The sequence below is a fragment of the Chryseobacterium aurantiacum genome (assembly GCF_003020585.1).
GTDB lineage: Bacteria > Bacteroidota > Bacteroidia > Flavobacteriales > Weeksellaceae > Chryseobacterium > Chryseobacterium aurantiacum.
In genome coordinates this window covers 314,751-327,945 of sequence record NZ_PXUE01000001.1, presented here as the reverse complement: position 1 = coordinate 327,945, position 13,195 = coordinate 314,751, and the positions used below count along the sequence as shown (strand labels likewise).

At 35.3% G+C, this 13,195-nt stretch carries 7 protein-coding genes; 1 reads left to right on the top strand and 6 read right to left on the bottom strand.

Features of this window, described 5'->3' with window-relative positions; all coding sequences use genetic code 11:
• Nucleotides 1-6: 6 nt before the first annotated feature.
• The 4 genes from C7D53_RS01480 to C7D53_RS01470 form a co-directional block, all read right to left on the bottom strand.
• Entirely contained in the window at nucleotides 7-3,042 is a 3,036-nt protein-coding gene (locus C7D53_RS01480; protein WP_106914637.1) for a SusC/RagA family TonB-linked outer membrane protein, read from the bottom strand.
• A gap of 446 nt (nucleotides 3,043-3,488) precedes the next feature.
• Nucleotides 3,489-3,623, bottom strand: coding sequence for a bacteriocin-like protein (locus C7D53_RS21190; RefSeq protein ID WP_262497848.1), 135 nt, complete (start codon nucleotides 3,621-3,623; stop codon nucleotides 3,489-3,491).
• A gap of 167 nt (nucleotides 3,624-3,790) precedes the next feature.
• Nucleotides 3,791-5,218, bottom strand: coding sequence for a SusD/RagB family nutrient-binding outer membrane lipoprotein (locus C7D53_RS01475; protein ID WP_106914636.1), 1,428 nt, complete (start codon nucleotides 5,216-5,218; stop codon nucleotides 3,791-3,793).
• Nucleotides 5,219-5,229: 11 nt separating this feature from the next.
• On the bottom strand, nucleotides 5,230-8,310 hold the full coding sequence (locus C7D53_RS01470) for a SusC/RagA family TonB-linked outer membrane protein (RefSeq protein ID WP_106914635.1): 3,081 nt from the start codon (nucleotides 8,308-8,310) through the stop codon (nucleotides 5,230-5,232).
• 631 nt (nucleotides 8,311-8,941) lie between these two features.
• On the opposite strand from C7D53_RS01470, the gene C7D53_RS01465 reads away from it, so the two are divergent.
• Nucleotides 8,942-9,526: a ribonuclease HII gene (locus C7D53_RS01465; protein WP_106914634.1), complete on the top strand. Its 585-nt coding sequence runs from the start codon at nucleotides 8,942-8,944 to the stop codon at nucleotides 9,524-9,526.
• Between the two features lie 83 nt (nucleotides 9,527-9,609).
• Here C7D53_RS01465 and yidC read toward each other — a convergent pair whose 3' ends face one another.
• Entirely contained in the window at nucleotides 9,610-11,409 is a 1,800-nt protein-coding gene (yidC, locus tag C7D53_RS01460; RefSeq protein WP_106914633.1) for a membrane protein insertase YidC, read from the bottom strand.
• A gap of 178 nt (nucleotides 11,410-11,587) precedes the next feature.
• A complete protein-coding gene (locus C7D53_RS01455) occupies nucleotides 11,588-13,195 on the bottom strand; it encodes a CTP synthase (RefSeq protein ID WP_106914632.1) in 1,608 nt (535 codons plus the stop codon).

Sequence of the window (13,195 nt, the reverse complement as noted above, 5' to 3'; positions counted from 1 at the left end):
TAAAATTTAGAAATTAGCTTTAATACTAAAAGAAAAGACTCTTGATGTTGGCATGACACCAGATTGAAAACCTTGTGCATTTCCTGAGCTGAGTGCTGCTTCCGGATCAGCATATGGTAAGTTTTTATGGATGATCCAAAGGTTATTTCCAATAGCACTGAAAGTAAGTCCTTTAAAGAATGTATTTGCCAGATATTTAGTCGGAATACTGTAAGATATTGCTACTTCTCTTAATTTCACGAAACTTGCATCATATACAAATGCAGAAGCCGGAGCGTATCTATATCCATATAGTCCGTAGTTAGCTCCTGAAACTCTGATATCATTAGGAGAACCATTTGCTTTTACTCCCGGAAGAATTACTCCACCTCCTTGACTGATTGGGTTTCTAATCGGGTTTCCTAAATCATTAGTTCCAACAGTTTCCGGGTATATTCCTGTTGCCAGGCCATAATATTGGTCAAGTGAAAAGATACTTCCTCCTTTTCTCCAATCGATTTGGAAAGATAGCTGGAAATCTTTGTAAGTAAATTTATTTACTAAACCGCCAAACCAGTCGGCCTGCATATTTCCGATCACATTATTTGTAGAAGAAGAAATTAGATATCTACCGTTTGCCCCCACTGTTTTCTGTCCGTTTGTATAAACGAAATCGGTTCCTTTAATAGTCCCATACAAATCATCTAAACTAGCATTAATAGATACCCCTCCCTGAAATGTTCCTAAAGTGATATTCTCATTCCCTGGGGCTAATTTAGTTACTCTTGTTTGTGGATTTGACCAGTTTGCATTAACATCCCATCTGAAATTATCAGATTTTAACGGAGTAACATTCAACGAAATTTCCCAACCATCAGTTCTTAGATTACCCGCATTTTGAAATTTTGTAGCAACACCTGTCCCATAGGATACTGGTAATGCTAAAATCTGATCGAATGCATCATTTCTGAACCAAGCTACATCAAGCCCTATTCTGTTTTTAAAGAATTGAACATTTACCCCTAATTCGGTTTGCTTCGATCTTTGTGGTCTTAAATCAGAATTTTTCTCTGAAGTATTATAATAAATCATTGGCAAGTCCCCAAATGAAGTAGAAGTAAAATATTTGTTTTTCAGTTGGTCTGCTCCAGTATCACTCCCTACCTCTGCATATGAAGCTCTAAATTTACCAAAGTTCATTACAGACCCTTTTAAAAATTCCCAATTGGAAAATACCACACTCGCAGAACCTGAATAGTACCAGTATACATTATTATTCACTGGTAAGGCAGAAGACTGATCTCTTCTTACTGTTCCTTCTAAATAATAAGTCCCCTGATATCCTAAACTGGCCTGAGCAAAAATACCAGCGATCTTCTTAGTAGTATCAATAGTTACTGATTTTGGAGGTGTTGCTTTAGAGTTAGATAGTGTATACAATCCCGGTACATATAAACCTCCTGATGTGGATTGTGAATTACTATAAAAATTGATAACGTTTAAGTTAGTACCAATTAAGGCATTAAAATTTAAGTTATTAAAGTCTTTTTTATAATTCGCAATGAAGTCATAGTTGGTTTCTCTTTGTTTGATCTGCATTACAGCAAAACCAGATGGTTGTTCTAAATCAGTTAGCCCAAATCCCATTAATTCTGGAATTGACCCTACTGCTTTTCTATCTTCCATTCTTTGGGTAAATCCATCTGTACCTACTCTTGCTAATAAATTAAAGTTCTTGGTAACATCATAGCTTAATGAAAAGTTTCCTGCAAATCTTTCTCTGGTGTCCCGTACGGCATTTTCATATACCTGAAAATATGGGTTATTCCAATATGATGGGGTTAAATTATCCGGACTAGCAATATTCCATGTATAGTTATTACCGGAATTCATATAGAAATTCTGCTGATCTTTAAGGTCAACATTTACCGGCCACCATTGTCTAAACCCAGCCATTAGGTTACCACTATATCCCGTTGAGTTTCTTCCTTTCACATTTTGGATTACATATGTTGCCCCAATTGTTGCGGTTAAATTATCAACCAATTTATAGGAAGCATTTCCTGTAATTGTATTTTTATTTAAATATGTATTAGGCATGATATCAGATCCGTTCTGATTGTTAAATGACAACCTGAATGATCCTGTCTCACCACCTTTGGAAAAGGATATTCCATTATTAAAATTAATTCCTTTCTGAAAAAATGTAGAAGGGTCATTCTTTCCCGCCACCCAGGGAGTTGCCTTACCAAAAGTAGATGATCCGGGGATAAAGGCACCATATTGGTATACTAATGAATTTGGATCGAATGCTGCACCATAAGAAGCATCTTCCGTAGTAGGAGCCATAGGTGAACCATTATAGTCTGCAAACTGAGAGTTCTCATTAACGCCATAATAATATCCATACCCTTGCCCATATTGCTTTTGATAAGTAGGGAATGTTTCTTTATTTATGGCAGAAACACTTATGGAAGAATTAAATTCAATTCCGATATTTTTACCTTTCTTACCTTTTTTAGTAGTAATGATGATAGCTCCGTTTTGCGCTCTTGAACCATATAATGCAGTTGCAGCAGCACCTTTCAGGACGTTTAATTCTTCAATATCATTTGGATTAATATCTGAGATGGTGTTTCCAAAGTCATAGCCAGGTCTTCCTTGTGTAGACTGAGCTGAAGTATTGTTATTAGCATTAATCATAGGAACACCATCTATTACAAATAATGGCTGGTTATTTCCTGTTATAGATTTATACCCTCTTAATACAATATCAACGGATCCACCAAAATTAGATACAGATTTAACTTGTAATCCTGACACCTTTCCTGATAAGTTACTTGTGAAATTGCTTGTTGGAGATTTTGTTAAATCACTCGCCGCAACACTTTGAGTAGAATATCCCAGAGCTTTTTTCTCTCTTTTAATCCCAAGTGCAGTTACAACTATACCTTCAATCTCTTTCGTCTGTGTAGTACTATCGCTTTTCTTTTTCTGGGCATTTACAATGCCAAAAGACGAAGACAATACCAAAACAATCAGACTTGCTGTTAGTTTCTTCATATCAAATTAATTTTACGCATCAAATTTGTATTTTTTTTAAAAATTTAACAAACAAAAGACATAAAAACAATAAATAAACCAACAATCAAGTGGAAAAACACTAAAACAACTAATAAAATACATTAAAAATAAAATATTCAATAAAAAAAAATAACATCAATATTTTAATTAATGCTATTTTTTCCACAAATCAACCTGACCACATAACACACTGAATAACTGTCATATATAAATATTAAAAACAAATTTTATTTATAATATTCTTGAAAAAACATGATTGAAAATAAAAAAAACTGCCCGAAAGCAGTTTTATAGTTAAATAAGAATTTTTTATACTTTTCTAAAAACTTATGTCCTTTCAACATTTTCAGGACATAATTCAAAATTTACTGATGTCTACATTCAAATTTTAGTCTCTGAATGGAAGACATTTTTTTAAAATGGGATTAAGGGCAGTCTACCGGATAACATCTTTTTTTAACTGGATCCCAACAACCGCCTGTACCTGTACACCATTCCGGAGCATAACCTCCCTGAATATTTTTCAAATTTTGGATTGACAATTTTTTCAAATTTTTCATATTATTATTTTTTTTTGCGTGAAATTAAATATAATAATTATTTATGAAAATGTAGAGAAAATTTTAGTTAAAAATATCACCAATACACCATTCAACATACTATAAATCAATATAAACAAAAAAAACCACCCGAAGGTGGTTTTAATTTATTATAGATAAAATATTATTTAAAATTTATCCCAGAACACTTTTGCTCCTTGTACATCTCCATCTACAGATCCCCACTGTTTCACACATGCAGCAGCTCTGTGCGCACCGTTTACACTTCCTTCATTAATTGGATAATAAAGTCTTGTAGGTACATCTCTTGTTTCTGGTTTTACAAATACTCTGAAATCTAATCTTCTTGAGAATTCCCATGATTCGAACCCTCTGTTGTGAGTTGCAACCCACGCTTCATTTCCGATTTTCTGTTTCCAGGTTCCTGGTACTGTAGCATAACTATGAGCTAAAAGATAAGCATCACGATCAGCTGCTGGTACTCCCCAAAAATCCATTGAAGCTTTAATACCGTTGGTAAAATAAGTTGCCGCTGTACCTCCAACAGTGTATCCTCTTTCAGCAGCTTCGGCTAACATAAAATTAACTTCTGCAGCATCAAAAAGATAAGCATAATTATCTGGTTTTAAAATTTCAGCATTCACATGCGAGAAAGTTCCGTATACATTTTCAGAACCATACACCCCTCCTACATATTGCCCTGATGGAGCTTTTGTAAAATAGCTGGCACGTCTTGGATCTGATTCTGCGTTCATTGCATCCAAATATACATCGGATGGTATAAAGTCATTTCTACCACTAGATACCATTTCTATAAAGATAGGATTAACAAATGGACCTGCTGATGCAAATTTTAATCCGATATTTTCTGCATTGGTAAGGACAACTCCACTAGTTACAGCACTTTCAACAGTTGATTTTGCCAAAGCGTTATCTACGTCAGCTAAATTTAGACCCAATCTCAGTTTGGTACTATTTATAAATGCTTTAATTTTATTTTTGTCTCCTCCAAAAATGGCATCACTTGCTCCAAAACCTGAAGCAGAAGTAGTTGCCAATAAGGCAAGAGCTGCATCCGCTCTTTTGATAAGGTCAGCATAAATTGTTTTTCCATCATCATAAGCAGGGTTTGGATAGTCATCAACCTTAATAGACTGAGAATATGGAACATCTCCATAAGAATCTACCAATATACTGTATATGTATATTTCTAAGGCTTCAATGGTTGCTATTCTACTTGCTTTTAGAGAAGCATCTCCAATGGTATTGGTTGCAGTTTTTACCTGCTCCAATTTTAATAATTGTGCATACAGGATATTCCAATGATTGTCTGGCACTCGTCTCTTGGGAAGATTATATACAGACTCATCAGTATACTGAGTTTCAGACCATTGTTGTGTAAAGAATCTGAAGATATTAAGGTTTACACTTGGGCTGGTCATTTGTGTTACTAACCCCAATTCCGCTGATGCAAATGTAAATTCAGGATTTACGCTCGCCGGGTTTTTAGTGTCGTCATTTAATGTGGTAATGTCCCTTTCGCATGATATTAAAGCCATGCTCGCTATAAAAAGGCTTAATATTGTTTTTTTCATTTTGACTTCTTTTAAAAATTAACAGTAAAGTTAGCACCAATGGTTCTGGTTGTTGGCATTGCACCAATAGAGTAACCTCTTGAAAGGTTAGCACCTTGTACACCTGTAGCTGAACCTCCTGTATATCCTGCTTCAGGATCTGCATAAGGTAAATTCTTGTGAATAATCCATAGGTTTCTACCAAAGACTCCAAACTTCATCCCTTTGATGAAAGTATTGGCATATAAGCTCTTTGGAACATCAAAATAGATGGCCGCCTCTCTTAGCTTAATGAATGTTGCATCATATACAAATTCTTTTGCTGCATAATTTCCTGTACGTAGTAATGATCCGGACATTGTCTTTATTGGAACATTATTTTGAACATACTGTCCATTTTGCATTACTACCCCTGGCAATATTGCTCCCGGTTCTCTGATCGCCAATGTTTCAGGATAGATACCAGTATCTGTTCCATACAACATATCTCCTGAGAACACGCTTCCTCCCTGCTGTCCATCAATAAGGAAAGTAAATGTAAATGCCTTATAGCTGATGCTGTTTCTTACACTCCATGTATATTGAGGCATGATATTACCAAGCACATTGGTTTTTGATGTAGTAATCATGTATTTCCCTGTATTCGGATCAATGATTCTTTCTCCATCTGGAGAGTATACATAATCAGTTCCCCAAATCTGCCCATAGGCTTCACCTGCAGGAGCATTGAAAGTTACATCATTAACTGCTCTTCCTAACTGTAGGTTTGTCATTCCATCATTAAGGCTTAATACCTTGTTTTTGTTGACAGCCCAGTTCCAGTTCATATCCCATCTGAAGTTTTCATTCTTCACCGGAACGATATTCAATTGAACTTCTATCCCTTTATTTTCCAACTCACCGGCATTAAACCACTTACTTGTGTAACCTGATGCTCCGGATATTGGCACTAATAGAATCTGATCTTTTGAATTTGTTTTGTATAAACTCACATCAAATCCTAATCTGTTGTTAAGGAATCTAGCTTCCATACCTACTTCTACCTCTGTAGATCTTTCAGGTTTTAGGTTTGGATTATTTTTATAACTGTTTGGGTCTACAATAGGAATACCATTGTATAGGTTTTTGATATTTTGAGTATCTATCAATCTGAAGTTATCGGTAGTTTTACCAACTTGAGCCCAGTTTCCTCTCACTTTTAAGAAAGAAAGCCAATCTTGATTGATAAGATTAGATAGCACTACAGATCCTGAAATGGATGGATAAAAATAGACATTATTACCGCTTGGTAAGTTTGAAGATTTATCAACACTTCCGGTACCTTCCAAGAAGTAAGTATCTTTATATCCTAAGGAAATCTGACCATAAGCTCTAGGCAGTGTAGCAGTAGCAGTAAATTCCTGAGTAGGAACAACCTGTCCTGCAGAATTTCTAAGAGCATATAAGCCTGGAACAATTAATCCTGCTCCAGATGGGTCTGGCTGAGTAGAAGCATCAGTTGTTTCAATAGTATTTCTTCTTAGGGAAGTACCTAGTACACCTCCTAAGTTGATCCCATTATCAAACTTCTTGTTATAATTAGCAAATAAATCAAAATTGATTTCATTTGTATACATGTTACCCAAGTAATATCCAGATGAAGCATTTGCCTGTGGATTTAACGTTGATGGTAAACCAGGAACGATTCCGAAAGATTCCGGGTGGCTACCAACAGCTTTTCTAACCTCTGTTTTTTGGTATGCAAAGTCAGATGATAATCTTCCTGTTATAGTAACTGCATTAGAAACTTTATAGTTTAACATTCCATATCCAAAGAATCTGGTTCTGTAATCGCTTTGGTAATTTTGATAACGGTCAAAATATGGGTTGTTCCAATAGGCAGGTGCCTGGAAATTATCTGGATCATCATACCCGTAAGGGTTCCATGTTATATTTTGTCCACCTGTTCCAAAATAGGCATCTCTAAGTTGAAAAATATCAACATTGGTTTGCCACCATTGTCTGAAACCTGTAAGAATATTATCATTATACCCTGTACTGTTTCTACCTACTGTATTCTGCATGGTTAATGAGGAATAAACCGTTGCGGTAAGTTTATCCGTTACTTTGTAATCAAATTTTGCAGAAATCGTGTTCTTCTTTTGTTCAGAATTTGGAAGAACTCCGGTAGTGATAAAGTTATTATAGTTTAACAAGATACCTCCGTTTTCATTTCCTTTTTCAATGGTAACTGAATTGGAAGTAGTTTGTGCACTTTCAAAGAAATCAACAGGTGTATGTTTTGCAGCCACCCAAGGAGTTGCCTTATGATACCCTGATAATTGTGGATACAATGAATACCATTGATAAACCATTAGGTTCGGATCAAACGCAGCCCCTACAGAAGCATCGTTACTTGTTCCTACCACAAGGTCAAGAACTCCGTCCCCATCCACATCTCTTTTCAGAAAAGTAGAAGCCGGGCCATACCCTGCCCCATATTTATTTTGATATTTTGCAAATGTTGATCTATCAATTTCTCCGTATTGATATTCTGTAGAAAGGGTAACACCCCATTCATCATTCTTTCTGGATTTTCCTTTTTTTGTAGTAATTACCACAACCCCGGCAGATGCTCTCTCTCCGTATAGAGCAGAAGCGGCCGCACCTTTCAGTACGTTAACGCTTTCAATATCATTGGGGTTCAAGTCAGAGATCGAGTTACCTCCGTCAAAAATAGTATATGCACCGGAAATAGTGCTGTTGTTGTTACTGATCGGAACACCATCTACTACGAAAAGAGCCTGGTTATTTCCTCCAATGGATTTCATTCCTCTAATCACGACGCTGGAGGCACCTCCGAAGTTGGCACTTGTGACTACCTGAACCCCTGCTGCTTTACCTGCCATCTGACTGGAAACGTTTCCAGTATTCGCTCCTTCTCTCAAAACATCTCCCTTAATTTCCTGAGATGCATATCCAAGTGCTTTTTTCTCTCTTTTAATTCCGAGTGCAGTTACTACCACGCCCTCGATTTCTTTTGTTTTAACAGTGTCTTTCTTTTCTTGCGCATTGGCAACTGCAATAGAAGAAGACAATACTAGAACAAGAAGACCTGTTGTTAGTTTCTTCATATCAAATTAATTTTGTACCCTACAAATTTGTAAAACTTTCTTAACAACACAAAGGAATTTTTAAAAAAAATATAAACTATTCAATAATTACCAATAAAAACAACAACTAATTTATTAAATTAAGTTAAAAACATTCTTTTTAACAAAAACAAAAAAAATTAATCGATATTTTATTTAATAAAAATCAACAGTATCAATTATTGATAACGTCTATAAAGACTCATTCTAAACAAGGTAATAACAATTTGGTTTACAGGTACATAAATCACATTTATTGGAATAAAAACAGGCATTTATCAAAACATACCATGTAACACATAATTTTTCATATCATAAAAAACAGAAGAAAAAAGTTCTAAAGGCAGCGAGGAAGAGATTATAATCGTAATAAAAAAACAGAAAAAATAGGAATAACTTAAGATATCAAAACCATCAATATGACCTTTATAAAAAAACAGATTTATATTTAAAATTATTCATAATTACCAATCGTAAAAAATGGAATTATTATCTAAAATAACCAACATGATTATTCAATAATTTTCCTTTTTATAGATTGATAAAGACATAAAAAGATAGGGCGAATACTTTCGTTTTTCTTTAATTTTACCGTTTTATATCACCTATAAATATGGAATTATTAAAAAAGTGGACGGATGCCTATATTGAAGCAGGATGCGATGAAGTAGGAAGAGGTTGTTTAAGTGGACCGGTTGTAGCAGCAGCCGTTATTTTAGATGATAATTTTCAACAGAATCTAGTAAATGATTCAAAAAAATTAACCTTTAAAACCAGAATGGAACTGGACAGCTATATTAAGGATAATGTAAAAAGCTATGCTATTGCAGAACTTCCTCCTGCATTCATTGATGAACATAATATCCTTAATGCCAGCATTCATGCGATGCATCGCGCATTGGACCAATTAACAATAATACCTGAGCTGATCTTAGTGGATGGGAATAAATTTCACCCTTACAATTATATTCCTCATCAATGTATTATTAAAGGGGATTCAAAGGTTTTATCCATAGCTGCTGCATCTATTCTTGCAAAAAACTATAGAGATAAACTCATGATTGAACTTCATGAAGAATACCCTGAATATGGATGGGCCACCAATTTTGGCTATGCTACAAAAAAACATCAGGAAGCCCTTATTAAGCATGGGCCCACAATACACCACAGGCAGTCCTTCAGACTTAAATATGATTAATAAACTCTGATACTCTTAGAATTTCAGGATATATTCAAATAAAAAAAGAGAAGCAAAATTGCTTCTCTTTTTTGTATGATAGATTATTTCTTTCTATTTTTTTGTTGCTCTTGAGCCTGTTGCTGCTGTTGAGCTTTTTCCATCATTTCTCTCATTCGTTTCTGGAACTTACCTTCCGTCTTAGGCTTTTCTTTATTACTCTGAATCTGTGCATGAATTTTCTTTTCATCCAGAATCACATATTTAATAACAAGAATAATTAAGATGTTAATGGCATTCGAAACAAAATAATACCAAGAAAGACCAGACGCTGAAGTATTCAGGAAGAATAGGAATGTAATCGGGAAGATGTACATTAACACTTTCATGTTTGGCATTCCTTCTTGTTGTGGCTGCTGCATATTTCCTGAAGTCATTACTGTATAAATAAGGATAACAATGGTACATGCCAGTGCAAAAATACTTAAGTGATCTCCAAGGAAAGGAACTTTAAATGGTAACTTGATCAAATCGTCATAAGCTGTTAAGTCTTTTGCAAACCAGAATCCCTGCCCTCTCAAATCTATAAAGTTCGGGAAGAAACGGAACAATGCATAGAAAATCGGAATCTGAACCAGTGCAGGGAAACATCCTGCTAGCTGATTAACCCCCGCCTTTCTGTAAACTTCCATAGTAGCCTGCTGCTTCTTCATTGGATCAGCATCCTTGAACTTAGCATTCACCTCATCAATTTCAGGACGAATTACTTTCATCATTGCACTTAGCTTATGCTGCTTGTACATAATAGGTGAAAGGATTAGTTTCACGATAATTGTCATTAGGAAAATTACCCAACCTGCAGTTAATCCCCAATCAGCAATCAGGTTATACATCGGCATAAAGAAACCACGGTTCATCCACCCGATGAATGACCATCCTAATGGAAGAATCTCATCAAAGTTTTTATCGTAAGATTTCAATAGTTTCAAGTCTAGCGGCATGAAGTACCAAGTAAAGTCTTGATTCAGCTCACTTCCTGTCATCTGAACAAAACCTTCGTAGTTTAATTTTTTCAGATACTCACCTTCTTCAACATTTTCCTGATTTCCTTTACTTTGAGTAAATCCGTTCTTAGCTTCAATAACAGAAGTAAAGAACTGTTGCTTTACTCCAATCCAGTTAAGCGTCTCTTTTTCTTCCTCCATGGTTGTTCTTCCATCATAATCATAATCTTTATAATTATTGAAAGCATAAGAGAATTCTGAGTGAGACTGCTCCTGGGCTCTACCCTTTTCCAAGTTTCTTACACTGTAATCCCAGATAAAATCTGCTTTGTTATCAGAAGTAATATTGGCTAAACCTTGGGTTCTTACTTTAAAATCTAATGTATATTTATCCAATAAAGTATAAATAAACTGGATAACAGCACCATTATAATTTGCTGTCATGGTTACCGCATTTCCGTTAACAGTAGGTGAGAAAACTAAGTTTTTAGTATTAACAACCTTTCCTGTTTTGTCCTTAAACTGGAAACCGTAGTTTGAATTATTTTTATTGATCAGATAAAGCGGAAGATCTGCCTGATCTGTTTTGTGGTCATATGCTTTGTATTCAGAAAGCTGAACTTTAGAAACCTGTCCTCCTAAACTAGAGAATTCAATATTCAATTCTTTGTTTGACAGATTCGCTGTCTGAATGGAGCCAGGAGTTACATTTGGATTGATATTGGTTGCCTGAGTTTGTTTTACGGCATTTTTTACCTGTTCCGTTTTTTGCTGCTGAGCTTTCAACTCCTCTTCTTTTGCCTGTTTGTTCTGGAAATAGAACATAAAGCCGAAGAGAACCAGGCATAAAACCGCGAAACTAATCATCTGCTTCTTATCGATTCCGTTGTTTTGTTGCATTTTATTTTATATTAAAATTTTAAATTTAAAATGTGCGTACTGGTGTACGTAATTTGAGCTGACAAAAATACTGTTTTTTTATCAAAACTCTATGCTTTACTATGTTACTATATAACAAACTCAAGCTGAGAATAATCAGCCTGAGTTTATTAGTAGACGTTTATAATAAAAAATTACCTTATTTCTTTTCGCAAGCCTTAATGAAAGCTCTGAATAAAGGATGTGGTGTAGCTACCGTACTCTTATATTCCGGGTGATACTGAACACCTACATAGAACGGATGATCAGGTAGTTCTAAAGCCTCTACCAATCCTGTCTCAGGGTTTGTACCTGTAGCAAGGAAACCATTCTTTTCAAATTCCTGAAGATAATCACTGTTAAATTCATAACGGTGGCGGTGTCTTTCTGAAATATTTTTGCTTCCGTAGATATCAAATAATTTAGAACCATTTTTTAGGGTACATTTCCAAGCACCAAGACGCATGGTTCCTCCTTTGTCAATTACATTTTTCTGTTCTTCCATTAATGAAATTACAGGATCAGGAGTTGCTGTATCAAATTCCACAGAGTTTGCTTTTGTATGTCCTAAAACATTTCTGGCAAATTCAACGGTCATGATCTGCATTCCTAGACAGATTCCTAACATTGGAATTTTATTCTCTCTAGCATATTTTGCGGTAAGAACTTTTCCTTCAATTCCTCTGTCTCCAAAACCTGGAGCTACAAGGATACCATTCACTCCTTTCAGTACGTCCTTAATGTTTTCTTCTGTAATATCTCCACTGTATACCCATCTTACCTTTACTTCAGTTTCAAGGTCTGCACCAGCATGTTTAAATGCCTCTGCAATAGAAATATACGAATCCTGAAGAGACACATATTTTCCGACCAATGCAATTTCAACAGTTTTCTTAGGGTTCTGGAATTTCTTAAGGAAACTCTTCCAATCCTTAAGATCAGCAACTTTATCACTTTTCAGATCTAGTTCTTTCAATACTACATCATCAAAGTTTTGCTTCTGAAGATACATTGGAACTTCATAGATCGTTTCAAGATCCTTACATTCGATAACATTTTCTAAAGCTACGTTACAGAACTGAGCTAGTTTTGCTCTCTGATCTTTTGGAATTTTATGTTCTGTTCTGCAAACCAATACATCAGCCATAATTCCGCTTTCCATCAATTGACGAACGGAATGCTGTGATGGTTTTGTTTTTAATTCTCCACTTGAAGCCAGATAAGGCAATAATGTAAGGTGAATCACCATAGAATTTTTCTCTCCCAACTCCCATTTCAACTGACGAACAGTTTCAATATAAGGTAAAGATTCAATATCTCCGACAGTTCCTCCGATCTCAGTAATAATGATATCGTAGTTCTGCTTGGAAAGCATTTTAATTCTACGTTTGATTTCGTTAGTAATATGAGGAATTACCTGAACTGTTTTTCCAAGGAAGTCTCCTTTTCTTTCTTTTTCAATTACAGTTTGGTAGATTTTTCCTGTAGTAACGTTGTTATTTTGGGATGTAGGAGCATCAAGATAACGCTCATAGTGGCCTAAATCCAGATCCGTCTCCGCACCATCTTCAGTCACGTAGCACTCTCCGTGCTCATAAGGATTCAATGTTCCCGGGTCGATATTGATATAAGGATCAAGTTTTTGGATCGTTACGTTAAAACCGCGTGATTTTAGCAATAGTCCCAGAGAAGCAGACACGATTCCTTTTCCCAAAGATGAAGTTACACCTCCTGTCACAAAGATGTACTTTGTATTCTTTTTACTCAT